Annotated in this window: 23 protein-coding genes; 11 read left to right on the forward strand and 12 right to left on the reverse strand. The window is 60.0% G+C overall.

Going from position 1 to position 24,965, the window contains the following annotated elements:
* Positions 1-26: 26 nt before the first annotated feature.
* Together argC and sbcD are read left to right on the forward strand one after the other, a co-directional pair.
* Positions 27-980 (forward strand): N-acetyl-gamma-glutamyl-phosphate reductase, encoded by a 954-nt coding sequence (argC, locus tag ACY8D3_RS03530; RefSeq protein ID WP_462381670.1) that lies wholly within the window; start codon positions 27-29, stop codon positions 978-980.
* Between the two features lie 69 nt (positions 981-1,049).
* Positions 1,050-2,315 carry an exonuclease subunit SbcD gene (gene sbcD / locus ACY8D3_RS03535; RefSeq protein ID WP_462381672.1) on the forward strand — a complete coding sequence of 422 codons (1,266 nt, stop codon included), beginning with the start codon at positions 1,050-1,052 and terminating at the stop codon, positions 2,313-2,315.
* Positions 2,316-2,319: 4 nt separating this feature from the next.
* On the opposite strand, the gene ACY8D3_RS03540 is transcribed toward sbcD, so the two are convergent.
* Positions 2,320-2,895, reverse strand: a complete 576-nt coding sequence (locus ACY8D3_RS03540; RefSeq protein ID WP_462381674.1) for a cyclodeaminase/cyclohydrolase family protein — start codon at positions 2,893-2,895, stop codon at positions 2,320-2,322.
* 138 nt (positions 2,896-3,033) lie between these two features.
* Here ACY8D3_RS03540 and ACY8D3_RS03545 point away from each other — a divergent pair, with 138 nt between their 5' ends.
* The gene (locus ACY8D3_RS03545) at positions 3,034-6,447 is read left to right on the forward strand and encodes an AAA family ATPase (protein ID WP_462381676.1); all 3,414 of its coding nucleotides are present in this window, start codon (positions 3,034-3,036) and stop codon (positions 6,445-6,447) included.
* A gap of 170 nt (positions 6,448-6,617) precedes the next feature.
* Positions 6,618-8,258 (forward strand): OpgD/OpgG family glucan biosynthesis protein, encoded by a 1,641-nt coding sequence (locus ACY8D3_RS03550; RefSeq protein ID WP_462381678.1) that lies wholly within the window; start codon positions 6,618-6,620, stop codon positions 8,256-8,258.
* Positions 8,259-8,338: 80 nt separating this feature from the next.
* On the opposite strand, the gene ACY8D3_RS03555 is transcribed toward ACY8D3_RS03550, so the two are convergent.
* Positions 8,339-9,112 (reverse strand): TSUP family transporter, encoded by a 774-nt coding sequence (locus tag ACY8D3_RS03555; RefSeq protein ID WP_462381680.1) that lies wholly within the window; start codon positions 9,110-9,112, stop codon positions 8,339-8,341.
* Between the two features lie 229 nt (positions 9,113-9,341).
* A complete protein-coding gene (locus tag ACY8D3_RS03560) occupies positions 9,342-10,865 on the reverse strand; it encodes a fumarate hydratase (protein WP_462381682.1) in 1,524 nt (507 codons plus the stop codon).
* Between the two features lie 269 nt (positions 10,866-11,134).
* Between ACY8D3_RS03560 and ACY8D3_RS03565 the strand changes: the two genes are divergently transcribed.
* Both ACY8D3_RS03565 and ACY8D3_RS03570 read left to right on the forward strand, forming a co-directional pair.
* Positions 11,135-12,070, forward strand: a complete 936-nt coding sequence (locus ACY8D3_RS03565) for an iron-sulfur-binding ferredoxin reductase (protein ID WP_462381684.1) — start codon at positions 11,135-11,137, stop codon at positions 12,068-12,070.
* Between the two features lie 16 nt (positions 12,071-12,086).
* Positions 12,087-12,860 (forward strand): enoyl-CoA hydratase, encoded by a 774-nt coding sequence (locus ACY8D3_RS03570; protein ID WP_462381686.1) that lies wholly within the window; start codon positions 12,087-12,089, stop codon positions 12,858-12,860.
* Between the two features lie 48 nt (positions 12,861-12,908).
* Here ACY8D3_RS03570 and pyk read toward each other — a convergent pair whose 3' ends face one another.
* Positions 12,909-14,360, reverse strand: a complete 1,452-nt coding sequence (pyk, locus tag ACY8D3_RS03575; RefSeq protein WP_462381688.1) for a pyruvate kinase — start codon at positions 14,358-14,360, stop codon at positions 12,909-12,911.
* Positions 14,361-14,573: 213 nt separating this feature from the next.
* Between pyk and ACY8D3_RS03580 the strand changes: the two genes are divergently transcribed.
* From ACY8D3_RS03580 to sbcB, 3 genes are all read left to right on the forward strand, one after another.
* Positions 14,574-14,960: a tetratricopeptide repeat protein gene (locus ACY8D3_RS03580; RefSeq protein ID WP_462381690.1), complete on the forward strand. Its 387-nt coding sequence runs from the start codon at positions 14,574-14,576 to the stop codon at positions 14,958-14,960.
* A gap of 85 nt (positions 14,961-15,045) precedes the next feature.
* The gene (locus tag ACY8D3_RS03585; RefSeq protein ID WP_462381692.1) at positions 15,046-15,399 is read left to right on the forward strand and encodes a PilZ domain-containing protein; all 354 of its coding nucleotides are present in this window, start codon (positions 15,046-15,048) and stop codon (positions 15,397-15,399) included.
* A 93-nt stretch (positions 15,400-15,492) separates the two neighbouring features.
* Positions 15,493-16,956 carry an exodeoxyribonuclease I gene (gene sbcB / locus ACY8D3_RS03590; RefSeq protein ID WP_462381694.1) on the forward strand — a complete coding sequence of 488 codons (1,464 nt, stop codon included), beginning with the start codon at positions 15,493-15,495 and terminating at the stop codon, positions 16,954-16,956.
* Between the two features lie 58 nt (positions 16,957-17,014).
* Here the strand turns inward: sbcB and mvaT are convergent, their stop codons facing one another.
* On the reverse strand, positions 17,015-17,389 hold the full coding sequence (gene mvaT / locus ACY8D3_RS03595; RefSeq protein ID WP_462381696.1) for a histone-like nucleoid-structuring protein MvaT: 375 nt from the start codon (positions 17,387-17,389) through the stop codon (positions 17,015-17,017).
* A gap of 266 nt (positions 17,390-17,655) precedes the next feature.
* On the opposite strand from mvaT, the gene purU reads away from it, so the two are divergent.
* Positions 17,656-18,507: a formyltetrahydrofolate deformylase gene (gene purU / locus ACY8D3_RS03600; RefSeq protein ID WP_462381697.1), complete on the forward strand. Its 852-nt coding sequence runs from the start codon at positions 17,656-17,658 to the stop codon at positions 18,505-18,507.
* Positions 18,508-18,659: 152 nt separating this feature from the next.
* On the opposite strand, the gene ACY8D3_RS03605 is transcribed toward purU, so the two are convergent.
* A complete protein-coding gene (locus ACY8D3_RS03605) occupies positions 18,660-18,872 on the reverse strand; it encodes a hypothetical protein (protein ID WP_462384226.1) in 213 nt (70 codons plus the stop codon).
* Positions 18,873-19,068: 196 nt separating this feature from the next.
* On the opposite strand from ACY8D3_RS03605, the gene ACY8D3_RS03610 reads away from it, so the two are divergent.
* Positions 19,069-19,347: a hypothetical protein gene (locus tag ACY8D3_RS03610; protein WP_462381701.1), complete on the forward strand. Its 279-nt coding sequence runs from the start codon at positions 19,069-19,071 to the stop codon at positions 19,345-19,347.
* Between the two features lie 3 nt (positions 19,348-19,350).
* Here ACY8D3_RS03610 and zigA read toward each other — a convergent pair whose 3' ends face one another.
* The 6 genes from zigA to ACY8D3_RS03640 form a co-directional block, all read right to left on the reverse strand.
* Positions 19,351-20,556, reverse strand: coding sequence for a zinc metallochaperone GTPase ZigA (zigA, locus tag ACY8D3_RS03615; protein ID WP_462381703.1), 1,206 nt, complete (start codon positions 20,554-20,556; stop codon positions 19,351-19,353).
* Between the two features lie 415 nt (positions 20,557-20,971).
* Positions 20,972-22,333 carry a phage terminase large subunit gene (locus ACY8D3_RS03620; RefSeq protein WP_462381705.1) on the reverse strand — a complete coding sequence of 454 codons (1,362 nt, stop codon included), beginning with the start codon at positions 22,331-22,333 and terminating at the stop codon, positions 20,972-20,974.
* The gene (locus tag ACY8D3_RS03625; RefSeq protein WP_313239733.1) at positions 22,323-22,754 is read right to left on the reverse strand and encodes a hypothetical protein; all 432 of its coding nucleotides are present in this window, start codon (positions 22,752-22,754) and stop codon (positions 22,323-22,325) included. The genes ACY8D3_RS03620 and ACY8D3_RS03625 overlap by 11 nt, the downstream gene beginning before the upstream one ends.
* A gap of 35 nt (positions 22,755-22,789) precedes the next feature.
* Positions 22,790-23,785, reverse strand: a complete 996-nt coding sequence (locus ACY8D3_RS03630) for a major capsid protein (protein ID WP_462381707.1) — start codon at positions 23,783-23,785, stop codon at positions 22,790-22,792.
* Between the two features lie 146 nt (positions 23,786-23,931).
* Entirely contained in the window at positions 23,932-24,474 is a 543-nt protein-coding gene (locus ACY8D3_RS03635; protein WP_462381709.1) for a hypothetical protein, read from the reverse strand.
* 10 nt (positions 24,475-24,484) lie between these two features.
* Positions 24,485-24,787: a hypothetical protein gene (locus ACY8D3_RS03640; protein ID WP_462381711.1), complete on the reverse strand. Its 303-nt coding sequence runs from the start codon at positions 24,785-24,787 to the stop codon at positions 24,485-24,487.
* Positions 24,788-24,965 lie beyond the last annotated feature (178 nt).

A 24,965-nucleotide genomic window follows, 5' to 3' on the forward strand; every position in this document is an offset into this window, starting at 1 on the left:
CGGCGTTTGGAGCGAGGGGTCGAGTCATGACGTTCAAGGTTTTCGTGGATGGCCAGGAGGGCACCACCGGGTTGCGTTTGCTGGATTATCTCGGCGGGCGATCCGATATCGAGCTGCTGCGCATCGATGAAGCCAAGCGCAAGGATTCGGCGGAGCGCGGCCGATTCCTGAATGCCGCAGACGTTGCCTTCCTGTGCCTGCCGGATGCCGCTTCGCGTGAGGCGGTATCCCTGGTCGACAACCCGAACACCTGCATCATCGACGCCAGCACTGCCTTCCGGACCGACACCGGCTGGACGTACGGGCTTCCGGAGCTGGCGTCAGGTCAGCGCGAGGCGATCAAGCGGAGCAAGCGCATCGCTAACCCGGGCTGCCATGCGACGGCGTTCATCCTGTTGGTTCGTCCGCTCGTGGATGCCGGCCTTCTACCTAAGGCCTACCCGCTGAGTGCCTTTTCGCTCACCGGCTACAGCGGCGGCGGCAAGCAGATGATTGCCGAGTACGAAGCGGGCGGTAATCCGAAGCTGACCAGCCCACGCCTGTACGCCATGCCTCAGTCCCACAAGCACCTACCCGAAATGCGCGTGCAGACAGGTATAGACGCTGCACCGGTGTTCAGCCCTATCGTCGGCAGCTTTTTGAAGGGACTGGCGGTAACCGTCCCGCTGCAGTTGGCGCATTTGCCAACGGGCGTAACAGCACAGCGCCTACGCGAAGCGCTTGCCGCGCATTACGAGGGCGAGCGTTTCATCCGTGTGATGCCGCTTGAGAGCGCCGAGAACCTGGACAGCGGATTCTTCGATGTCCAGGCGTGCAACGAGACCAACCGCGCCGACCTGTTCGTCTTTGGCAATGATGAGCGTGTCACGCTCGTGGCCCGGCTGGACAACCTCGGCAAAGGCGCCGCAGGAGCGGCTGTCCAGAGCATGAACATCCACCTTGGTGTAGATGAATCCATCAGCCTGGATAGCGGCCTCTGATCTCTCTTGCCCGCCGTTTGCCTCGTCGCTGACGGTGGGCCTGCCTTGCGCGACGACGCTGGATACCCGATGCAAACCCTGTCGCTGTTTGATTCGACTCTCCCACCCGGGCGGCGCTTTCGCCTGTTGCATACCTCTGATTGGCATTTGGGCCAGCATTTCCTTGGCAGAACGCGCCAGGCCGAGCACGAGGCGTTCTGCCAGTGGCTTATTACCTGCGTGCGAAAGCATGCCGTTGATGCTGTCGTGATAGCCGGAGATATCTTCGATACCGGTACGCCACCCAGTTACGCCCGCGAGCAATACAACCGTTTTGTGCTCGCGCTGCGTGAAACCGGTGCCCGACTGGTGGTATTGGGTGGCAATCACGACTCGGCAGCGATGCTGGGTGAGTCGCGTGGCCTGCTGGCGGCGCTCGATACCCACGTGGTGCCTTGCAGTACAGACGACCCTGCAGAGCAGGTCATCGTCCTGCGCCGTCGCGATGGCTCGCCGGGCGCAGTGCTTTGCGCTATCCCCTATCTGCGGCCGCGCGATCTGGTGCGAAGCGAGGGCGGACAGTCGGCGCAGGACAAGCAGCGTTCACTGCAGTCGGCCATTCATGAACATTACCAGACGGTTTTCACGCTGGCCGAAGCGCGGCGTGCATCGACCGGCATGGCGTTGCCCCTAATCGCCACGGGCCACCTGACGACCGTGGGCGCCTCAGCCAGCGAGTCAGTGCGGGAAATCTACGTGGGTGCGCTTGAGGCGTTCCCTACGAATGCCTTCCCGCCAGCGGATTACATCGCGCTTGGGCACATTCACCGTCCGCAGCGCGTGGGTGGCCTGGACCACATCCGCTACAGCGGCTCGCCCATTCCGCTGGCGTTCGACGAGGCGGGGCAGGATAAGCAGGTGCTCCTGGTGGATTTCGAAGACGCTGCGCTGCAAAGTGTCGAGGCGCTTCGGGTGCCGACCTTTCAGCCGATGGCTTCGGTATCCGGATCGTTGGCCACGTTGGCTGGTGCCATCGCTGGCATTGGGGGCGACCTTCAGGCAGGGCAGACCACATGGCTCGAAGTCGTAGTAAGCGAGGACGACTACCTGAGCGACTTGCAGAACCGCGTGTCGGCATTATGTGAAGGCCACCCAGTCGAGGTCTTGCGTGTACGCCGCGCGCGGAAGGCGACAGCTTCGGCGCTGCAGTCGAACACCCAGGAAACCTTGGCAGAACTCGATCCGGGCGATGTGTTCGAGCGCAGGCTCGCGCAGGAAACGCTCGACGCGCCACTGGAGGAGCGCCTGCGCACATTGCATCGCGATGTGTTGCAAAGCGTGCTCGAAACGAAGTAAACCGCTAGGCAGGCTCAGTGCGCTGGAGCGAAAGCCATATCTGGTTCGCTTCAGTGCGTAGCCGATCTCGAGACGCCGCGAGATCGTCCCGCTCTGCTTGGTCCGGAATCAGCGCAAGGTTGACCTCCACGTTCAGCAGCACCGCGTCCATCGCGGCATGCAACATAAGCGCACCTGCGACAACGTCCGGTCGAACGGATTGCTTGACCAGCGGCTTGGCGTGTTCGGCCAGGCGCAGGGCGGAGCGGCAGGCATGTGCGGTGGCGAGTGGAACGGCAATGCTGTCTCGCGCCGCCTGCTGCCGCGCTTCTTCGCTGTCAGCTTCAATAAAACCGCCGAATGCGCGGGCGTCCTCATCGGCGCTCGACATCAACTGACGCTGGAGCGGTTCCGACTGCCGCAGTAGCTCCTGAGCCTCACCGCGCTCCACATGGGTGCCCAGCCGTATCGCCATCTGAATGAGTGCCAGCCCGAAGCTCGCACTGACGGCCGCAGCTGCGCCGCAGCTCGGCGTGGGCTGCTTCGAGGCGACCTGATCGCGAAAATCCGACAGCGACAGCTGCCATAGTGAATGGGCCATGATCTGGTCTCGAATGGGGGTGTTCCAGATCAGAGTCCCGGCTCGGATCAAAGGTCCACACCAGCCGCGCGCATCGGATGCACGTAGGGGGTATTCAGTGACAAAATCGCCGGCTTGGTTCGTGGGGAAGTTAGCGTTGTGAGAATCCTGAGTCTGCGTCTGAAAAACATCAATTCGCTCAAGGGCGAGTGGAAGATCGATTTCACGGCGGAGCCGTTCGCGGGGAATGGCCTCTTCGCGATTACCGGGCCCACCGGCGCAGGCAAGACCACGCTGCTCGATGCGATTTGCCTGGCGCTCTACCACCGAACGCCACGCATGGAGCGCATTGGCAGCGAAAACGAAGTAATGAGTCGGCACACGGCGGAGTGCCTGGCCGAAGTCGAGTTCGAGGTGAAGGGCGACGCGTACCGCGCGTTCTGGAGCCAGCGCCGGGCACGGGACCGCAGCGACGGGGCCTTACAGCCCGCTCGCGCTGAACTTGCACGGGTCGATGGTGAAATCCTGACCGACAAGCTGAGCGAAAAGCCCAGGGAAGTGGAACGTCTTACCGGGCTCGATTTCGGTCGGTTCACCAAATCCATGTTGCTGGCCCAAGGCGGCTTTGCGGCATTTCTCGAAGCAAGTGCCAATCAGCGTGCCGAGCTGCTGGAGGAGCTGACCGGCAGCGAGATCTATGGGCTTATTTCCCAACGTGTCTTCGAAAACAGCCGCGAAGCCTCCCAGGTACTGTCGCAGCTGCGGGCTCATGCGCAGGGCGTATCGCTCCTCACGCCCGAGGCGATCGACCTACTGACAGCCGAACGGGCCACACTCTCGGAGCGCGATGCCGCGCTCAAGGCCGATCTCACGCGGCTGGCTCGGGAGCGTCAGTGGTGTCTGGACAAATCACAGACCGAAGCGCGGCTGGTGGCAGCTCAGTCCGAAGAACTACAAGCCCGGCAGGCACTTGAATCTGCGTCGGCAGACCTGCATCGCTTGGCCCGTAGCGAGCCTGCCACCCGGTTGCTTCCGGTGTTCGAGCGTCGTCAGCAGGCGGAGCGTGCGCGCACGTCCGGTTTGGAGCTCCAACGAGCCCGTTTGCAGGAGCGTGACGCCGTACGGTTAGAGGCAAATGCCAGTCTGGCGGCCGCCGTTCGGGTAAGCCAGGACCAGGTGGACAAGGCCACCGCCGCGCTGGCGGCCTTGCAGGAACAGCGTGAGTCGCTTGAAGCCAGCCTTTCCGAGCGCGCAATGCACGCGCGGCTGGGCGAATGGCTGAACGGCTGGCGAACCCGCTTCGAAGGGCGGCTCGATGCGCAGGCGGAGATAGCAGGCGCTGAGCAGCAGAACGCCCAGCTCCAGCAGCGGGCGGCCGCTTCGGGGGGCGAGCTCGCCACGGCGCGTCGATCTCAGCAGGACGCCCATGCGGCACTAGAAAAGGCCAGGGCAGAAGCCCAGGCAGCGCAGGCCCAGTGGGACGGCGCGCTGAACGGACGCAGCGAAGCCGAGTGGCGCGCCTCCTGGCAGTCCCTCCATGACAGAGGGGCGACGCTCGGTGAGCTCAACCAACTGGCAGAACGTCGCCTGCAGCTTGAGCGAAAATCCGCGCGTACCCTTGAGTCACTCCAGAAGCACCGGGACGGCATCGCCTCGCGCAAGACGGCATTGGACGCACTGCGAGCTCGCTATCGAGAGGTCAACCAGCAGATTCGTGAGCGCGAAAAACTGCTGGAGCAGGAACAGCGTATTCATGCGCTCGAGGCGCATCGCGCTGCGCTCCAGGCCGGGGATCCGTGCCCGTTGTGCGGCTCCACCTCGCATCCTGCAATCGAGGCCTACCAGGCGCTGAACGTCTCCGAGACCCAGCAGGCGCTAAAGGCGTCCCGGACGGAGCTTGAAACCCTGTCAGAGCGAGGTCAGGCGATGGCCACCGAGGTGGCCGCGGTCGAGGAGCAGATCAAGGCATGCACCGAGCAGGATGAGGAGAATCGCCAACAGCTGCATGCCCTGAGCGTGGCCTGGAGGGGCGCGTGCGAAAAACTCGGCTGCCGTCTCGAAACGGAGGCTGACGTGCGTGCTGAGCAGACACGTCAGATCACCGAACTGGGCGCGGTACAGCAAACGCTCAACGGGCTGGATGCTTTGCGCAACTCGCTTGAGCGCAACCGTACCATTGCCCAGGACTGCACACAGCGCGAGGCAGCGGCGGCGGGTCGGATTGCCCTGCTGGAGAAGGAGTTCGAGGCGATCGAGGCTCGTTTAGACGAGTCGAACGTAAGGCTAGACCAGCTTCGAAAACGCTCGGCCGACCTCGACGAGGCCCTGGCAAAGGAGTTGGCACCGTTCGGTTATTCGCTACCGGACGATAGCGAAGCCTGGCTCAAGCAGCGTCAGGGCGAGTGCGAGCGGTGGCAGGCGGACGAACAGCAGCGTGCGGCGCTCTCAGAGCAGCGGCCCCAGCTGGAGCATGCCTATAAGGACGCAACGCGACGCGCATCCGTTTGGCAGGCCAGATACGAAAAAGTCGGAAGTGGCATAGCTGTCGATCCTGCGTTGACGGGGCTTACCCTCGATATACTTCAAGCGCGCTGGGAAGACGCCGAGCGGCGCTGCGCCGAACTAGGCGGTGCATTGGAGGCAGTGGAAGCGCGTTGCGAATCCGATGCCCGTGTACTGGAGGAGGCGTCGCGGTCATGGGAGGTCGCACTGACTGAAAGCGTATTTCAAGACGAAGACGCTTTCCGCGCGGCGTTGCTAAGCGAGCCTGAGCGTGAAGCCCTGCAGGCATTGAAGGCATCCCTCGAGACCCGCCTTGCCGAAGCGCAGGCGGTTGGCGTTGCAGCACAACGCGACCTTGATGCGTTGATGGCGGAACCGCTGACCGATACCGAGCTTGCCGTGCTGGATGCGTCCATTGCATCCATCGACGAAGCGAGCAGGACCTGCCAACAGCGTCAGGGGGAGATACAGGCGCAGTTGCGTGAGGACACCGCCCGGCGCGAGGCTCAGCAGGCCCTATTGGTGCAAATCGCCGAGCAGGAGCGCGTCTGCGACGATTGGCAGCACCTGAGCAGCCTGATCGGCTCAGCCGATGGCGCCCGCTATCGCCGCTTTGCCCAAGGGCTCACCCTCGACCATCTGATCCACCTGGCCAATCGACAACTTCAACGGCTTCACGGGCGCTATCAATTGGCGCGTCGAACCGCCGGCGAGTTGGAACTGGAAGTCGTTGATACCTGGCAGGCGGATATCGCCCGGGACACCCGTACCTTGTCGGGAGGCGAAAGCTTCCTGGTCAGCCTGGCGCTCGCATTGGCATTGTCGGATCTGGTCAGTCACCGGACCCGAATCGACTCGCTCTTCCTGGATGAAGGGTTCGGTACGCTCGACGGCGAAACCCTCGAAATGGCGCTGGATGCGCTCGATAACCTTAATGCCAGCGGCAAGACGATCGGCATCATCAGTCACGTCGAAGCGCTGAAGGAACGGATCCCCGTGCAGATTAAGGTGAGCAAGGGCGTAGGCCTCGGCTATAGCACGCTTGACCGCCGCTATGCCGTCAGCGAATGATTCACGGCCGACACAGCCCGTAATGATTCGCGAACCGGTTTCCGCTGGCGAGCCATGGAACTGTCAGGCTAGTTGGCTATCTGTTGCAAAGTCTTTTTAACCGCTCCGCTGCGTGCCAAACCCACGCTCCGCACGGAGCGCCTATATCGTTCCGACCGCTAAGGTTATCCATGCAACGCAGAGACTTACTGAAAGCTTCCATGGCCCTGGCCGCCTACACCGGCATCCCCGCAACCAGCCTGTTCGCCGCGCGCGCCCTGGCTCAGACCGCCGATGGCAAGGCTGAAGCCTTCAGCTACGACCAGCTCAAGGCCCGAGCCAAGAAGATGGCCAGCGAAGCCTATGTCAGCAACGCCCAGGAACTGCCGCCGACACTGGCGACAATGACGCCACAGCAGTTCAACGCCATTCAGTACGACCCCGAACACTCGCTTTGGAAGGACCTGGAAGGCCAGCTGGATGTCCAGTTCTTCCACGTTGGCATGGGCTTCCGCCAGCCCGTCCGCATGCATAGCCTCGATCCGAAGACCGGTCAGGCGCGTGAGGTGCACTACCGTCCCGAGCTGTTCGACTATGGTCAGAGCGAAGTCGACGTCAGCCAATTGAAGGGTAAGGACCTGGCGTTCGCGGGTCTGAAGGTCTTCAAGCAACCCAACATCGACCGCTACGACATCGTGTCCTTCCTCGGTGCGAGTTATTTCCGTGCCGTGGATAACACGGGCCAGTACGGTCTTTCGGCGCGTGGGGTGGCAGTCAACACATACTCCGATACGCCTGAAGAATTTCCGGACTTCGTCGAATTCTGGTTCGAGACACCTGCCAAGGACAGCACGCGCTTCGTTCTCTATGCACTGCTCAACGGCCCTAGCGTGACGGGTGCCTATCGTTTCGATATCGACTGCCAGCCCGAGCAGGTCGTCATGGATATCGACATGAACATCCATGCCCGCAAAGCGATCAAACAGCTTGGCGTGACGCCTATCACCAGTATGTTCGCCTGCGGCCCTTACGAGCGGCGGATGTGTGACTTCATCAACCCAAACATCCACGATACCGATCGTCTGTCTATGTGGCGCGGGAATGGGGAATGGGTCTGCCGCCCGTTGAACAACCCTGAAGTGCTGCAATTCAACGCCTTCAGTGACGATAGCCCAAAGGGCTTCGGCCTCGTGCAGAGCGACCACGATTTCAAGACCTACCAGGACACCTCGAACTGGTATAGCCGTCGCCCGAGTCTTTGGGTGGAGCCCACGACACAATGGGGCGAGGGCAGCATCGACCTGCTGGAAATCCCGACTACGGGTGAAACGATGGATAACATCGTTGCCTTCTGGAACCCGAAGCAAGCCATCGAACCAGGCACGTCCCTCAATTTTGGCTACAAGCTGTACTGGGCGGCATTGCCTCCGGTGAAGCCTACGTTGGCGCAAGTGCTGGCCACGCGCTCGGGCATGGGCGGTTTCAAGCAGGGCTGGGCGCCGGGCGAACATTGGCCCAACGTTTGGGCGCGCCGCTTCGCCATCGACTTCGTGGGCGGGCCGCTCGAGAAGATGGATTGGAAAGACCCGGTCGAGTCAGTCGTCACCGTTTCCCATGGTGAGGCCAAGGACTTCAATATCTTCGCGCTACATCCCGAGGAGAAGGGTTTCCGGGCCCAATTCGACTGGTATCCCACCAGCGATAGCGTTGAGCCGGTCGAGATGCGTGCGTTCATTCGCCATGCGAAAACAAAGGAAGTTCTGAGCGAAACCTGGCTTTTCCAATATTTCCCGCCGAAGCCGGAAGAACGTAAGTATCCGCCGGTTGGCTGATGTACGCAGAAAAAACGCCGCGTATTGCGGCGTTTTTTCGTTAGGTGTAGTGGAAATACGATCTGCCTGGCTTGCCTTCATCATGCGAAGTTCTGGTAGAGATAACGGCCAACCATCGCGAAGCATACGATTACGATCAGCGGACGGATAAGCTTCGCGCCGCCCGCGATGAGGGCCATCGAGCCCAGGTAAGCGCCCATCAGCTGCCCGATGGCCATGACCGCACCGATCGTCCACAGCACCTTGCCGCCAATAATGAACACCACCAGGGACGCCACGTTGCTCGCCAAGTTCATGGCCTTGGCGGATGCCGTTGCCCGGATGAGGTTGCGCCCACGCAAGGCTACCTCGGCCAAGGAAAAGAAAGAGCCGGTCCCCGGGCCGAAAAAGCCGTCGTAGAAACCGATCACCGGTACCACGAAGGTCCGGTACGCCCGATCACCGATGCGCGGCTTTCGCTCCAGTGAGCCCGCACTTGGCGCGAGCAGGAAGTACAGGCCGATGCTGACCAGGACGACAGGGACCAGGATGTCCAGGGCCGAAGCGTCGATGAACTGTACGATCAGCGCGCCGAGGGCGGCCCCTGTCAACGAGGCGAGGCAGGCCAGCTTGACGTCCGAAACCGTGAGCTGCCGTTTGCGTATGAGCGTTACAGTCGCCACCAAGGCGCCGAACGTGCTCTGCATCTTGCTGGTGGCGATGGCTTGGATCGGTGGGATCTGCATGAGAAGCATCGCGGGCAGCGTGATCAGGCCTCCGCCACCTGCAAGTGTGTCGATGAAGCCTGCGGCAAACGCGATGGCACCCAGCAACAAAAGCATTTGTGGATCGAGCATCACGTCCATCGGGCTCATCTCAGGGGAATGCGGGCGCGGATTATGCGATGCGGCCGTGTCGGCTTACAAATCATGGTAAGCGGCTTCTGGCTCGTTTGGGGATCAGCGAACTGGGAAGAGTCTTCATATGATTCTGAGAACTTGAGATACCTCTTTCTGCGGGGCGTTCCGATTGTGCGGGCGGCCAACAGGCATGCACAAAAAAGCCCGGCGCATGGCCGGGCTTCTGTCCTGCAGTCCGAAGCGATTATTGCACTTCGACGGCCAGGTTTTCCGCGATCTTCTTCTGCCATATCGCCGGGCCGGTGATATGGACCGACTCGCCTTGTGTATCAACTGCCACCGTGACAGGCATGTCCTTCACGTCGAACTCGTAGATCGCTTCCATGCCCAGTTCCGGGAAGGCCAGTGTTTTCGCACCTTTGATTGCCTGAGCGACCAAGTAGGCCGCACCGCCGACTGCCATCAGGTATACAGCCTTGTTGTCCTTGATGGCTTCAATGGCGATCGGGCCACGTTCGGACTTGCCGATCATGCCGAGCAGACCGGTCTGCTCAAGGATCTGACGAGTGAACTTGTCCATCCGCGTCGCGGTGGTCGGGCCAGCCGGGCCAACCACTTCGTCACCGACCGGGTCGACCGGGCCGACGTAGTAGATGAAGCGACCCTTGAGGTCCACTGGAAGCGTCTCGCCCTTGTTGAGCATGTCCACCATGCGCTTGTGGGCGGCGTCACGGCCGGTGAGCATCTTGCCGTTGAGAAGCAGTGTCTCGCCGGGCTTCCAGCTCTGCACTTCTTCAGGCGTAACGGTGTTGAGATCGACGCGGCGCGCGGATGGGCCCGCTTCCCAGACGATCTCAGGGTAGGCGTCGAGCGGTGGTGCTTCGAGCGCGGCCGGGCCACTGCCATCCAGCACGAAGTGTGCGTGACGGGTAGCCGCGCAGTTCGGAATCATGCAGACCGGCAGGGAGGCTGCGTGAGTCGGATAGTCCTTGATCTTGACGTCAAGGACGGTAGTAAGGCCGCCTAGGCCCTGTGCGCCGATACCTAGTTGGTTGACCTTGTCGAAGATTTCCAGACGAAGTTCTTCGATACGGTTTTGTGGGCCGCGCGCCTTGAGTTCGTGAATGTCGATCTCGTCCATCAGCGATTCTTTCGCCAGTACCGCGGCTTTTTCGGCGGTACCGCCGATGCCAATGCCGAGCATGCCCGGTGGGCACCAGCCCGCGCCCATGGTCGGGACGGTCTTCAGAATCCAGTCGACGATCGAGTCGGACGGGTTGAGCATCGCCATCTTCGACTTGTTTTCCGAACCGCCGCCCTTGGCTGCTACATCCACTTCGACCTTGTCGCCTGGGACGATCGAGTAGTGAATGACGGCCGGGGTATTGTCCTTGGTGTTCTTGCGTGCACCGGCCGGGTCGGCCAGGATAGAGGCGCGCAGAACGTTTTCAGGCAGGTTGTACGCGCGGCGCACCCCTTCGTTGATCATGTCGTCCAGGCTCATGGTCGCACCGTCCCAGCGTACGTCCATGCCGACCTTGACGAAAACGGTCACGATGCCGGTGTCCTGGCAGATTGGACGATGGCCGGTGGCGCACATGCGCGAGTTGATAAGGATCTGAGCGATGGAATCCCGCGCAGCCGCCGACTCTTCGCGTTGGTAGGCCTCATGCATGGCCTGAATGAAGTCGACGGGATGGTAATAGGAGATGAATTGCAGGGCATCGGCGACGCTCTGAATCAGGTCGTCTTGCTTGATCACGGTCACGAGGAAGCTCCTCTATACAGGCGGGAACATTATTCTTGGCCGGCTGTTTCCGGCGATGCGGGCTAATCGCATAAAGCGCGGCAGTATACCGCGCCGCTTCCCTGCGGCGCACCTCGCAACGGCCAGTGTAACCACGAGTATCTAGCGGTCCGCATCGAGCCAGCACGATATAACGACATGGATGCGCACCGATCGGCTTGCTGGCATGCTGGACACCCCACTCGTGGTGCATGGCGAATGTACCGATCACTCCCTCGCAGGGCAGGTCAATGCCAGTAGTTCGCGTCGGCAATCGCATCCTGGATATCTCCACTGGCAGCAATCTACTGGATGCGCTAAATGAAGCCGGATGCTCCGTTCCATACGGTTGCCGGGCCGGCATATGCCAGGCCTGCCTGGTTCGATGCGTGGAGGGGCACCTTGAAGGGCAGACACGCGGTGAGCTTTCCGTCGCGCAGAGAAGCGATGGATGGTGCCTTGCCTGCCAATGCTCCGTTTCAGCACGGACAGCAATTGAAGTCTTCGATCCAGCGCAGCATGGCACGGCGAGCCGTGTGCTGGCAGCCGACTGGTTGAGCCCCACGGTGCGGCGGCTGGTGCTTGAACCCGTCCGGAAGATCCTCTATCGCGCAGGCCAGCACATCACGCTCTGGACCCCGGACAGGCATGCGCGTCCTTACTCGTTTGCCAGCATGCCAGGCGAGGAGAATTGCCTGGAGTTTCATGTAGGTTGCGCCGATCCGGGCAGGTTTCGTGACTTCGCACGTCGTCTGGAAGCCGGTGACCGAGTGCAGTTGGGGCAGGTGAGCGGCGCGCTCTCGCTCGATGAAGAGTGCGACGAGGATCCTTTGTTGCTGATCGGGCGGGGAACGGGTATCGCCCCTCTGTGGGCTATTGCTCAACAAGCGGTACGCGAGCCACTGGAACGTCACGTCCGTCTTGTACATGTTGCATCTGGCGAGGGGGAGCACTATCTGGCACGTCTACAGGGCGAGTCGGATCGGCCGCGGGCTATCGAGCATTATTGGGTCAGTGATTCGGAGTTCGATACCATGCTGGCCGCATGGCGCAGCCTGCCCCGACGAATGCGCGCGTTCGTCTGCGGCAACGCGGCGTTCGTGGAGCGTGTTGTCCGGCAGCTCTACCTGGCGGGTTTACCGCGGCCACGCATCAGGACCGAGGCGTTTCTGCCAAACAAGAATTGATAATGAGGAAAGCGCTATGAGCCAACACGTAAGGATTGCGCACGACGATGGCATCGTCGTTTTGACGCTGGACCGTCCGGAAAAGCTGAATGCGCTTACCCGGGAGATGTATACCTATCTGGCGGAAGCCCTCGAGCAGGCGCAGCGCGATAATGCTGTTCGTGCAGTGTTGATCCGGGGAAGCGAGACGTGCTTCAGCAGCGGTAACGACATCAAGGACTTCCTGCAGGATCCGCCGTCAAGCCAGGACAGCCCTGTCTTTCGGTTCATGCATGCCGTACTGGCTCTTGGCAAGCCGCTTGTGGCAGCGGTGACAGGGCCGGCGGTCGGCATCGGCACGACATTGCTTCTGCATTGCGATCTCGTCTATGTCAGCCGTGATGCACGTCTGCAGGTGCCGTTCATCAATCTCGGCCTTACGCCTGAATTCGGTGCAAGCCTTATCTTGCCACGCCGCCTTGGACAGGCTCGTGCCGCGGAACTGCTGCTACTGGGAGAGACGTTGGATGGCGCGAAAGCCGTCGCGTGGGGATTGGCAAACGACGTACTTGAGGATGGCGCAGCCACTCTAAAGAAAGCTGAAGAGGCCGTAGCGCGATTCAGGAGCTTGGCGCCGAGCGCCGTGACGGATAGCAAACGGCTGATGCGAAACGCCGAGCGTGACGTACTGCTCAACGTGATCGACGAAGAAGCGAAGCTGTTCGCCTTGCGTTTGCGTACGCCAGAAGCCGTCGAAGCATTCAGTGCCTTCATGCAGCGACGCAAGCCGGACTTCAATAAGCTGGGCTAAGCGAAAAAAGGCCACCCGAAGGTGGCCTTTTTACTGCTCAGGGTGCGATCAAACCAACGGGTCACCGACGTGCAGCACCTTCAACGTGTTGGTGCCGCCGGTACCGTGGTAGCTATCGCCCTTGGTCAGTACGACCCAGTCGCCGGGTTCGACCACGCCACGCTTGATCAGCTCGTCCACCGCTGCCTGGCTCACCTTGTCGGCAGGGTATGCCAGCGGGTCGAATGGCACGGTGTACACGCCGCGGAAGAGGGCAACACGGGCTTGGGCTTCGCGGTGTGGCGTGAACGCGTAAATCGGAACCGAGGACCGAAGACGCGACATGACCAGCGGACTGTAGCCACTCTCGGTCAGGCTGATGATGGCCTTGACGCCCGGGAAGTGGTTGGCGGTGTACATGGCCGCAAGAGCGACGCTTTCGTCGCACCGCTCGAAGGTCTTGCCGAGGCGGTGGCTCGATTTCTGGCTGGTGGGATGCTTCTCCGCGCCAAGGCACACGCGTGCCATGGCCTTGACGGCCTCAACCGGGTAGGCACCTGCTGCACTCTCAGCCGAGAGCATTACCGCATCGGTATTGTCGAGCGCTGCGTTGGCGACGTCCGAGACCTCGGCACGAGTGGGCATCGGGCTGCTGATCATGGATTCCATCATCTGCGTCGCAACGATCACCGCTTTGTTGTGGCGACGCGAGTGCAGAATGATCTTCTTCTGGATGCCAACGAGCTCGGCATCGCCGATCTCCACGCCGAGATCGCCCCGCGCGACCATTACTGCGTCGCTGGCACGGATCAAACCATCGAGCGCTTCATCATCGGCAACAGCTTCAGCACGCTCGATCTTGGAGACCAGCCATGCGGTGCTGCCTGCTTCGTCGCGCAGGCGACGCGCCAGTTCCATGTCCGCCGCATCGCGGGGGAAGGAGACAGCCAGGTAGTCCAGTTCCATTTCAGCCGCGAGCTTGATGTCCGCCTTGTCCTTCTGGGTCAGGGCCGGCGCGGTCAGGCCGCCACCGCGGCGGTTGATGCCCTTGTTGTCCGAGAGCGGGCCACCGATCAACACGGTGCAGACCAGCTCGTCGGCCGTCTTCTCGGTCACGCGCATGACGACGCGGCCGTCATCAAGCAGCAACTCATCGTCGACTCGGCAGTCGTTGATCAGGTCGGGGTAGTCGATGCCGACGACGTCCTGGGTACCCGCGTCGCGTGGATGGATGACGGAAAGGCGGAAGGTGTCGCCGTCCTTGAGCTCGATTCGCTTGTTGCTGAACTTGGCGATGCGGATCTTCGGACCCTGAAGATCGCCCAACAGTGCAACGTGTCGACCGTGTTTGGCGGCGAGTTCACGGATCAGGCGGGCGCGTGCCTTGTGCTCGTCCGGTGAGCCATGTGAGAAATTCAGACGAGCCACGTCGATACCGGCGATGATCAGTTGCTCCAGTACTTCCGGGGACTGACTGGCTGGGCCGATAGTAGCGACGATTTTGGTACGGCGCGTTGTCATGCAATTGCTCCTGGGCATCTTCAATGGCTGGCAGGCTACTACGGGGCGACGGTGTAGTCATCGTTTCCACCGTACTACCTCGAGCGGCTTGTTGCCTCTGTGACAGCGTTATAGACGTTCGGGTGCCGTTCGGTGGGTCTGAATGGAAATAGCACATTCTGGATTGAAGAATGGTGAATCGCAGCCGATGAACAAGCATCGGAGGATTGAACCATGCGACTTCTATTCATTTGTTCTGCAGTAATCGTGCTTGCGGGCTGCACGCGGGCCGCGCTGCACAGCCAGCTGGACGAGGCCTATCTTGCGTACGACCAAGGCGATTGTGCCAAGGCTATGCTCGAGCTTTCCCGTGCCGAGCGAAACAACCGGGCGCGTAACGACCTGCAACCGGAAATATCGCTTTTGCGCGGTCAATGCCTGGAGCGCCAGAGCCTCTATCTCGACGCAGCCGAAACCTATCGCTTCATCGTTGGCCGTTACCCTTCCAGCGAATATGCGTTTCGGGCGCGGGCGAGGCTACAGACGCTTGATCAGCTTGGGCTGGTTAAAGACCCGGCGCCGGTACGTACATACCCGGTCCCGTCGCCAGCGGCGAAATAGACTACCGTTCGGTGCACTCGCATTGTCATTCGCATCCCCCTCGGTCCATACTGGGACGCAATCATAGCGAAGTGCCTTCACGCTTATGCATCGACGAATCGAGCGTCACCAACTGCCGTATTACCTGAAGGTATTCAACGGCATTACCGACAAACCCATGGGCTACCTCGGCAATGTGTCCTTGGACGGCCTTATGATAGTCAGCCAGTTGCCCATGCTGGTGAATGCGCGCTTCGATCTGCGTATCAAGATCCCAGGGCAGGACGGCGTAATGCGCAACATTGACTTCGCGGCAACCTGTCACTGGAGCCGCGAAGATGTGAACCCGGGCACCTTCGATTCGGGCTTTTCGCTGGTCGATGCGCCAGCCGAGTACATCGAGTTGGTTGACGTGCTTCGCGCGTACTTCAGCTTCCATCCCCTTTCTGCCTCCGTTTGACCTTTCGTTCGCTCCTGCGCGCCGTGCGTAGGCGAACGGAAACCCGCCAACACGAATGGTAGACTCACCCCTTTTCAGGCGAAGGGGGTGCTCGTGAGCGCCAGCATCTTCTGGTACGACTACGAGACTACGGGTACGGACCCTCGCCGTGACCGTCCGGTCCAGGTTGCCGGCATACGCACGGACGAGGCGCTCAACGAAATCGGCGAGCCTCTCAACCTTTACTGCCGTCTGGCCGACGATATCCTTCCGCACCCCGCAGCCTGCTTGGTAACTGGAATCCGACCGTCCACACTCGAGCAGCAGGGCATGGATGAGGCCGAGTTCATGGCCCGATTGCACACGGAGCTGTGTCTGCCCGAAACCTGCGTAGCGGGCTACAACAGCCTTCGATTCGATGACGAGGTCACGCGCTTCAGCCTTTACCGCAACTTTCACGATCCGTATGGCAGGGAATGGCAGTGCGGGAACAGCCGATGGGACCTGATCGACCTGATCCGTACGGCGTATGCATTGCGTCCCGAAGGCATTGAATGGCCTGTTGGTCCGGACGGTGCGGTGAGCCTCAAGCTGGAATTGCTGACTCAGGCCAATGGCCTGGCTCATGGGCAGGCGCACGACGCCCTGTCCGACGTGCGTGCCACGATTGCACTGGCTCGCCTCGTTCGCGAACGCCAGCCTCGGCTCTACGACTACCTGTATCGTCTGCGCAGCAAGCATCGCGTTCGAGACCAGGTTCGACTGCTTGAGCCTGTTGTTCATGTTTCCAGTCGTTACGCGGGCAGTCGACGTTATTTGGCCGTTGTATTACCCCTTGCCTGGCATCCTACTAATCGAAATGCGGTAATCGTTTGCGACCTGCTTGGCGATGTGACCGATCTGCTGAATATGGACGCAGAGCAATTACGGCAGCGTTTGTATACCCGCCATTCCGACCTGGGCGAAGGTGAGCGCGCGCTTCCTTTGAAGTTAGTGCACATCAACAAATGCCCAGTGCTGGCGCCGATGTCAGTATTGCGGCCCGAAGACTATCTTCGCCTCGATATCGACGGTCAGATATTGAGTGAACGTACCGCGCTGCTGAGGGATAGCCAGGCGACTTGGCAGCCGAAGTTGCCCGTCATTTTCGAGTCGGCGGGCTTTGCAGAATGTGCCGATCCAGAGCAGCAACTTTATGACGGGTTTCTGAGCGAGCGTGATCGCCAGTTATGTGACCAAGTTCGCAATGCCGAGCCCCGGGATCTAGCGGATAGAAAGTGGGCCTTTTCGGATGAGCGCCTGGCGGAGCTGTTATTTCGGTATCGTGCACGTAACTTTCCGGATACGCTGACGGTGACCGAGCAGCAGGCCTGGTATCGCTTTTGTCAGATGCGTCTTAGTAACCCCGCCATGGGCGCGCCTCTGATATTGGCCGAATTCCGCGCGGCTTTGGACGGCTTGATAGCGTCCGCCACCAAAGAGAAGGCCGACTTGCTTTCCGAATGGCAGGATTACGCTGAACGCCTGGCGTTGCGCTTCGCGCTTCCATTGGACGGTGTGGGCACCACCGTACGATAAAATGTAACCATGTGCCGACCCAATAAAAAAACGCCAGCATCTGCTGGCGTTTTTAGTATTAGTTGAGCAGCGTCGCCCAACCTTCGACTTCTTCGCTTCCCCACTTGGCTTTCCACTCTTTCAGTGTCTTGTGATTGCCACCTTTGGTTTCAATCACTTCTCCGGAGTGTGGGTTCTTGTACTGCTTGACCTTACGAGCCCGCTTGGCGGTAGTGGTTTTGGCAGGTGTGCGGCCAAGCTTTGTCTTGGCGTCTGGATCAAGCAGGGCAATGATGTCACGAAGCGACTTCTGATATTCGCCCATCAGTTCGCGCAGTTTGCCTTCGAACTCCAGTTCCTTTTTCAGTTTGTCATCCTGAGAAAGGTTCTTCAGGCGCTCCTGCAGCTCCTTGATGGCTTCCTCAGTAGCGCGATATTCATTGATAAGTGACATGGGTATACCTTCAAGAAAAAGAGGGAGGGTTAGAGTGGGTGCAATAATAAACAGTGCGGCTCACTAGAGTAAATAACATTTAGAATCGCGCACGCCCTTTGTAGCTAATGCGCCCTTTAATATGTAAAAAGTGTGAAAAGATCCAGTTTGTTGGCCTGGTTCCCTGCGCAGCTGGTCGGTCAGAGCGGCAAGGATGCGTCTTGCGCTGAAGTTTTTTGCCGACCTCGCTAGAATGGCGCCTTTCGAAGTACTGGAGTCCTTTCACAATGCGCACCTTTCGTTTGGTGATCGCTTGCCCCGACCGTGTCGGAATCGTTGCCAAGGTGAGTAATTTTCTGGCGACATATAACGGTTGGATCACCGAGGCTAGCCACCATTCCGATACACAGAGCGGTTGGTTCTTCATGAGGCACGAGATTCGGGCCGATTCGCTGCCGTTCGATCTGGACGGATTTCGTCAGGCCTTCGCTCCAATTGCCAACGAATTCTCCATGGAATGGCGCGTTACCGATTCAGCGGTTCGCAAGCGTGTCGTGTTGATGGCGAGCCGTGAGTCCCATTGTCTGGCTGATCTGCTTCACCGATGGCAGAGCGGCGACCTGGAATGCGACATTCCATGCGTCATCGCCAACCACGACGATCTCCGCGGCATGGTGGAATGGCACGGCATTCCCTATCACCATGTGCCAGTGGACCCAAGCGACAAGCAGCCAGCATTCGACGAGGTCACCCGCCTGATTGATGCGCAGAATGCTGACGCCGTTGTGCTCGCGCGGTATATGCAGATTCTGCCGCCGTCACTGTGTGAGAAGTTTGCCCAGCGAGTCATTAATATTCACCACAGCTTCTTGCCATCGTTCGTTGGTGCCAAGCCGTACCACCAGGCGGCCCGCAGAGGGGTCAAGCTTATTGGTGCGACCTGTCATTACGTCACTGAAGAGCTGGATGCCGGCCCGATCATCGAGCAGGACGTTGCTCGGGTGACCCATGGGGATAGCCCCGAAGACATGGTACGTTTGGGCAAGGATGTCGAGCGCCGCGTGCTCGCACGTGGCCTGCGCTTCCACCTGGAAGATCGCGTTCTGGTGCATGACAACAAGACAGTTGTCTTCGCATAAGCAAACAGCTTAGCCAGTCGATCGTCTTGCCCGCGGTATAAAAAGGCCGCTGTTTCAGCGGCCTTTTTGTCGTGTCGACCGTATTGCATGAGCCGAGAGCGGCGACCTTTTCCAAGTTGCGGCTTCGGCTCTGCAGATCCAGCTAGCTTCGGTTAGCCGCCCTTAGGCGATTCAACTTCAGCGCGATCGGCTTCGATCTTTTCGATCTCTCGTTGAAACGCTTTGTCGAGTAGGCTCGCTTTCTTGCGCCACGGTTTTCGCTCCGGGGCGTGCTGCGCAGCGTAAGTGATCACTTCACCGCCATAAACATCCGTGTACCGTTTCTCCTGACGCTGTAATTCAGCGCGCAGTTCGTCTTTCGTCACATCGTATTCCAGTAATTGCGGCAAGGTAGAGCAATACTCCGCCTTATGAGCCAGGATTGACAGCGCCCGGAAGATTACAGTCCCCGTTTGGTGGGGACAACTGCGTATATCGCACCTTCCAGTGGCCGGTGGGGTCCATTGTGTACAGGGTGGTATGCGACAAAGGGCCTAAGCGGGCGCGACAGGTGGTTGATCGATGAAGCGTGATATTGCGAAAGCGAAGCAGATCGTAGATCTGATCGAGTGCCACGCCGACAAGTACGGCATCGCGCCGACGCGGCTCGCGGCGTTGTATCTGAAGACCTATCGGCCAAGCGCCGCAGAGCTCGAAGAGTCTGAGTACCTCATGAAACTCATGGATGAGGAGGGGCTGATCCGCCTGGAGCAGCACCCTGTCAGTGGCGAGAGTCTTATTCAGCTGACTTCGCTTGGGCACGACTTCATTGATAATTACGAGCCATTGAAAGCCGGGTAGGGGTTAGTCTTCGAGTTCAGCCCACGGGCCGAAGGCATCGGGATAGGCGCGCCAGGCCTCGTCGCCCCCGGCCAACTCGCTATCGGTCAGAAGGCATCCATCCAGTGCCGCGCGCAGCTCCTCGTGGTCCATTCGTTGGCCGATGAAGACGAGCGCCTGCCGTCGATCGCCGGTTTGGGCATCCCAATGCCGTTCGATTTCGGCGACTTCATCGGCATCGTCCGGCCATTCCGACTGAGGTACATCAGCCCACCAGGGTCCGGCGTAGCTAACACGCAGTACGCCTCCTGCCTGTGACAGTATGCCGACCTCACCGGGCTTGTTGGCAAGCCAGAACTCGCCCTTGGAGCGCAGCAGGCGGCCATTGGCCCAATCCGCGCTCAGGAAGTCGTAGAGGCGCTGTGGATGAAACGGGCGACGGGCCTGGTAGCTCATCGAGCTTATGCCATACGCCTCGGTCTCGGGAATGTGCTCCCCGCGCACCTCTTTCAACCAGCCGGACGCCTCGCTGGCGCGCTCGAAGTCGAATTTTCCGGTGTCGAGGATCTTCTCAAGCGCAACTTGGCCGTGGGCCATAGGCAGTATTTCCGCATCGGGGTTGAGACGCTGGAGGATGGCTGCCAGTTCGTTCCTCGCTTCCTCGGTAATAAGGTCGACCTTGCTGATCAGAATGACGTCGGCGAATTCCACTTGCTCTACAAGTAAGTCAGTGATGGTGCGGTCGTCATGCTCATCAGCGGTTTCGCCACGGCTGGCAAGGCTGTCGGCCCGTTGGAAATCATCGAGAAAGGCGACGCCGTCCACCACCGTCACCATAGTGTCAAGACGTGCACGATCGGCGAGGTAACGCCCCTGGTCATCGGTATAGGTGAAGGTTTCGGCAACCGGAAGCGGCTCCGAGATACCGGTCGATTCGATCAGCAAGTAATCGAAACGCTGTTCTTCTGCCAGCCTGGAAACCTCGAGGAGAAGATCTTCGCGTAGGGTGCAACAGATGCAGCCGTTGGTCATCTCGACTAGCCGTTCCTCTGCGCGGCTGAGCGCGACATCACGCTGAACGTCGCGCCCGTCGATGTTGATTTCACTCATATCATTGACGATGACTGCGACACGCCGACCATTGCGGTTGCGCAAAATATGATTGAGCAGTGTGCTTTTTCCGGCACCGAGAAAGCCGGATAGCACCGTGACGGGGAGTCGCCGGGGCATGAGTCTGTCCTTGGTATTACGGCCGCAGCCATCTCTTGAATGCGCCCGTTATGTCCTGCTGCTGACAGCGTGCTGAAAATAACGGTTATAACGTAACGCGCCAATGAGCTAAAAAAACCTGGAAAGCCAGGCCAGATTGCGCGTACGCAGAGGAAGTGCGAAGAAAAATAGTGGAGCGGGCGAAGGGAATCGAACTATCTAGTGAATACGGGGCTTTCAGGCTGTTTTAAAGTTCGGGTGTACATATGGGTGTACAAGATGCCGGTTGCTGGGGCTGAATTGGCTATTTTTTGAGCAGTTCTTTTTATCGTTCGAGCTGATCGAATTCGCACGCTCTCAGCTCCTGAATTTTCCCAAAACGCACCCATGGTTCACCTACAAAACCTACAGAACCGCCTTCCTTGGCAACTGCTCATCAGATCCACAGCTTCATCTTGAGCGCCTTCACGATATCTCGCCTCAGGCAGCCATATCGCACCGCATCAGCCCCATGATCCGGCCCGGTACTATCCAGGTCTTCCACACGCTTCTGATCGCGTGCCAGCGTGGGTAGCGTCTCCCACAGGTAGGTGCATCCACGACTGATATACAGACCAGGTTTATCTACCTTCCCGGCATCAGCGAGTAACCGCCGCATAATGTTCCATCCGGTGATTCGATCCGCCTTTCTAGCCGGCCTGAACGAAACGCGGCACCGTTGGAACTCATCTGCGATAGAGCCGGCTGCATGGCCTCCCTTGGCGAATATGGCATCGTCTGCCACGCCATAAGGTCGGATGTCCCATCGCTTGCACATCTCTACGATTTCTTCCGCTAGCACAGGTACGGTCCACCCCAGCCCCGCGTTGGGATTGTCGCGTTTTGCCGTCACCAGCTCGTCTACCAGGACAAGGCTTCCCCTCGGGTAGAACTTCCCATCCGGGCCTTCACCGCCTGGCGACTGCGCGAAGATGTAGGTTGCACTCGGAGCGGATGAACCGAAGTCGTGCGCTAGCCAGGTCTCCCATGTGTCGGGAATGTGCTTCCATGGGTCAACCGCGTTCCGGCTCTCATCGAGCACAGACGCGAAGTAGGCACCACGGTTCACAGCCCAATCGCCCGTCATCCATGCGCGCAGCAACTCGGGATCATCGGGGCAGGCCGATTCGAGCTGGTCGCGGTACTGGTCTGTATCAATGAAGCGGTTGCTATCGAAGGTGGACGGCGCATAGACCCACTGGCGTTTGCTCTTGGCCTCTAGGAACGGCTTCCACGGCGCCGTGGTGAAAACATAACGCTTGGCTAGCCAGTAGTGCCCAGGGCCACCGGGGTTCGCCGCTACGATCATCCGAATCGGCATATCCTTGGGGCCGCGCAGGTTCGAGCGCATCAGATCGAGCAGATCCGGGTTAGGGTACTGGCCCGCCTCATCCACGATCAGCAGCGTGAACGATCGGCCTTGGTACTTCGTGTAGTCCGCGTGCGTTTCGAGCTGGCCTAACTCCAGATAACCGCCGTTCGGGAAGCGCCAGACATGTTCGGCGGCGTTGTATCGTGCGGCTGATCCGTAGACCGTGCCGTACAGCTCCCGGCAGATCAGTTCGAAGTCTGCCAAGCCCTTATAGGTGCGGCGCAGGTACAGAATGCGGGCCTTCTCTTGGTATTGCTCGACGTGGCGCAGGCAGAGCAGGGCCAGACCATACGACTTGCCGCCCCCACGGCCGCCTCCACAGAACACGTCCAGTTCCTCAGGTAGCAGCATGATTCGCTGCTGAAAGTCGTTGAGTTCAATCGTCATGGCTCAGGCTCCCTTTTGACGGGCTAACGTCCTTGGCGAAGTCCTCCAGGCGCAGCGCCCCCGGAAGCTGGAAGTTGATAGAGACTTTGTTGGCGATCTCTGACTGATCCCCTTCGCGGTAGCCATGACGCGCTTTCAGCAGAAAGATGGCGGCGGTTACGTTGCCGCCCTTGGTAGCGTTCTCGTACAGCGCATTGAACAGAGCGTGATGCTCGCGCTCTCTGCCTTCGTCGAGCGCCTGTTGCAGCTCCGGGTGGATCTCCAGCCACTTGTTGAGGGTCTCCACGGTAGTGCCCAGCCGGTAGGCCAGACCTTTCTTGTTGTAGCCACTAGCGGCCAGTTCGAGCAGCGTCTCTGCTGCATTCGCTGGTGGCTTCTTGCGGGTGCCGGTGACGGCGTTTCGCGCTTTCTTCTCGGTCATAACGACAAAGGGGCCATTGCTGGCCCCTCCCTCACTTACTTGGTGACCAGGAAGGCCAGCGGGACGGCTTTCCGCTCGACTACGCGGCTCCAGTGGGCTGCTGTAGCAAGCTCCGCAATAGTCGGAGACTCACCAGCGATGGTGCCTTCTACCCAGGCGAAGCCGGCAGGGTGTACGGCCAGGTTCACGCGGGAATGCAGGATCTGTTGACCAGCACCACGGCCAGCGCTCGGCAGGTTCTCCAGCTCCGTGCCATCTGCGACGGTTGGGGCAGTCAGGCCGAAGCCGATAGCGCCTTGACCGAAAAGAACGCTGGTGTAGTTGAAGCCGGTATCGCCGTCCGAAACCTTGGGCATTCCGTCATCGACGATGACAGCAAGACCACGATAGGTCGGCATCCGCATCGAGCCAGCGCTCGGTTGAACGAACTCGATGAGGTCGGCTTTCAGCGCCTGGCGGTAGAGGTCGGAGTGCATCGCGATGCCGGTAACGCCGTCCATTGCATCGCCAAGCGTGCCGGCAGCGTCGATGACTGCCTCGGGGCTGAATGCATTGGCGGTAGCGGCAGTGATATCGAGCACCATATCGGAGCTGTCCTTGGCCACGTTGTCGGCCAGTACCCCGTTAAGCGATGCGACAAGGCGGCGCTGTAGCTGGCGGTCCCAGTAGGCTACGGCGCGATCTTGGATGCGCGCCATTGCATCAGATCCGGCCAGCTCGCTTGCCAGGTTCATTGCCGACCAGGACTGGTGCAGAAACGCCTTGCGGACGAGCTGCTTGCTTGCCTGAATCAGATTCGGAGTGGAGAAAACGGTGGGATCGTCGGAGCTAATGTTGGCCTCCTCATCCCCCAAATCACGCCAGAACGGCACAGAGAACGAATCAGCACCAGCATTGAGCTGGGCAGTGATAACGGCGTTTCGTGCCATGACGCCGGATTGCACCAGGGCGGTACGCTCCATAGTGTTTTGCACGAGATAGTCGGTAAAGGCTTCGGGAACGATTACGTCGGTTAGGCGGGTAACGGCCATGAGATATTGCCTCGAATCAGATTGGTTTGATTCGCAGGGTCACAGACTCAAGCGGAGGGGGGTGGCCACGGGCCGGGGTGTAACGAGAGGGTGCCCACAGGGCGGAGGGAGCGACCCCCACGGGAGGTCGCTGTAACATTATAGCATTAGCGAAGACCAAAGCCAGCTTTGGCAGGCTGCGGTTCCCCGGCTGGGGCGGCTGTAGTGGTTTGGCCTCGGTAAGGCTGAGCAGAAGCGCCGCCACCCGTAGCGCGAGTGCCAATCAGGATGCGGTCCCACTTTCCCGTCTCGGCTAGCACTTTGCGCAGGTCGTCGCGGTTAAATCCAATCGGGCGCTGCTTGCCTCGGATATGGCCTTGCTCGGGCGGATCTTCGACAGTGACGCGCTCGCCTTCCTTGTTCAGCACCACGATATCGCCGGCTTCATCCAGCTCGAAGCTGAATTCTTGCTCAAGCTCTGCGCGAGCCAGTCGCGGGGAGACGACGAACAGGTCAGCCAACATAGCGTCGAGCGGCTTATCGAGACGCAGACTGCGAACCTCTGCGCGCAGCGTCTCCAATTCGCCACTGCTGTCGTTGCTCTTTGCCTTGGCGCGTTTGAGTTCGTCCAGCAGCTCGGCGTTCTTCTGGCGTAGGCGTTCAAGCTCAGCGGTAAGTTCTTCGTGGCTGGGCTGGGTATTGTCGGTCATGTGGATATCCTCAGTTGAACAGGCGGGCCAGCAGACCCTTGGGTTGTGGGGTGAGAACGGCGGTCACTTCAAGCGTGAGCAGTGCGAGCGGCTCGCCCTTGTCGTTGATCGTGGGCATCACGCGCAGCAAGCCAGATATAGCCACGGGCGATCCTTGCGGCAGCTCCATCAGCTGCTTCGCGTGAACCTGGCGGCGGATCGCGATCCGCACCGGTCTGTCAGCCTCGAAGCACGCCACAGTTCCTACGTAGCGACCCTCACCGTTGAGCTGGGGCAGCTTCACAAGCCGCCCGGTAATCATTGCGGTCAGCATTGGCGCCACCTCGGGTTGGATTTGATGAGTGCGGCAGCTGTGCGTGGATCGGCGTTTGCCTGTTCCTCTAGGTCGTGCCGGTCTACGAAGCCCTTCTCTATCAAGTGCATCGTGCCGACCTCCAGTAGCGAGGCTACTGCTGCAAGCCAGCCCAGTTGAGGAGCGGTTATCGGGTCGT

Source organism: Pseudomonas sp. Marseille-QA0892, assembly GCF_054950135.1.

Bases quoted from the DNA above. Each gene is read 5' to 3' on its own strand.
- ACY8D3_RS03625 (WP_313239733.1), bottom strand. From the start codon at position 22,754: ATGACCGAGAAGAAAGCGCGAAACGCCGTCACCGGCACCCGCAAGAAG.
- zigA (WP_462381703.1), bottom strand. From the start codon at position 20,556: ATGCCCCGGCGACTCCCCGTCACGGTGCTATCCGGCTTTCTCGGTGCC.
- mvaT (WP_462381696.1), bottom strand. From the start codon at position 17,389: ATGTCACTTATCAATGAATATCGCGCTACTGAGGAAGCCATCAAGGAG.
- ACY8D3_RS03610 (WP_462381701.1), top strand. From the start codon at position 19,069: ATGAAGCGTGATATTGCGAAAGCGAAGCAGATCGTAGATCTGATCGAG.
- ACY8D3_RS03620 (WP_462381705.1), bottom strand. From the start codon at position 22,333: ATGACGATTGAACTCAACGACTTTCAGCAGCGAATCATGCTGCTACCT.
- ACY8D3_RS03570 (WP_462381686.1), top strand. From the start codon at position 12,087: ATGAGCCAACACGTAAGGATTGCGCACGACGATGGCATCGTCGTTTTG.
- ACY8D3_RS03635 (WP_462381709.1), bottom strand. From the start codon at position 24,474: ATGACCGACAATACCCAGCCCAGCCACGAAGAACTTACCGCTGAGCTT.
- pyk (WP_462381688.1), bottom strand. From the start codon at position 14,360: ATGACAACGCGCCGTACCAAAATCGTCGCTACTATCGGCCCAGCCAGT.
- ACY8D3_RS03550 (WP_462381678.1), top strand. From the start codon at position 6,618: ATGCAACGCAGAGACTTACTGAAAGCTTCCATGGCCCTGGCCGCCTAC.
- ACY8D3_RS03555 (WP_462381680.1), bottom strand. From the start codon at position 9,112: ATGAGCCCGATGGACGTGATGCTCGATCCACAAATGCTTTTGTTGCTG.
- sbcD (WP_462381672.1), top strand. From the start codon at position 1,050: ATGCAAACCCTGTCGCTGTTTGATTCGACTCTCCCACCCGGGCGGCGC.
- ACY8D3_RS03565 (WP_462381684.1), top strand. From the start codon at position 11,135: ATGCCAGTAGTTCGCGTCGGCAATCGCATCCTGGATATCTCCACTGGC.
- purU (WP_462381697.1), top strand. From the start codon at position 17,656: ATGCGCACCTTTCGTTTGGTGATCGCTTGCCCCGACCGTGTCGGAATC.
- ACY8D3_RS03580 (WP_462381690.1), top strand. From the start codon at position 14,574: ATGCGACTTCTATTCATTTGTTCTGCAGTAATCGTGCTTGCGGGCTGC.
- ACY8D3_RS03630 (WP_462381707.1), bottom strand. From the start codon at position 23,785: ATGGCCGTTACCCGCCTAACCGACGTAATCGTTCCCGAAGCCTTTACC.
- ACY8D3_RS03540 (WP_462381674.1), bottom strand. From the start codon at position 2,895: ATGGCCCATTCACTATGGCAGCTGTCGCTGTCGGATTTTCGCGATCAG.
- ACY8D3_RS03640 (WP_462381711.1), bottom strand. From the start codon at position 24,787: ATGCTGACCGCAATGATTACCGGGCGGCTTGTGAAGCTGCCCCAGCTC.
- argC (WP_462381670.1), top strand. From the start codon at position 27: ATGACGTTCAAGGTTTTCGTGGATGGCCAGGAGGGCACCACCGGGTTG.
- ACY8D3_RS03585 (WP_462381692.1), top strand. From the start codon at position 15,046: ATGCATCGACGAATCGAGCGTCACCAACTGCCGTATTACCTGAAGGTA.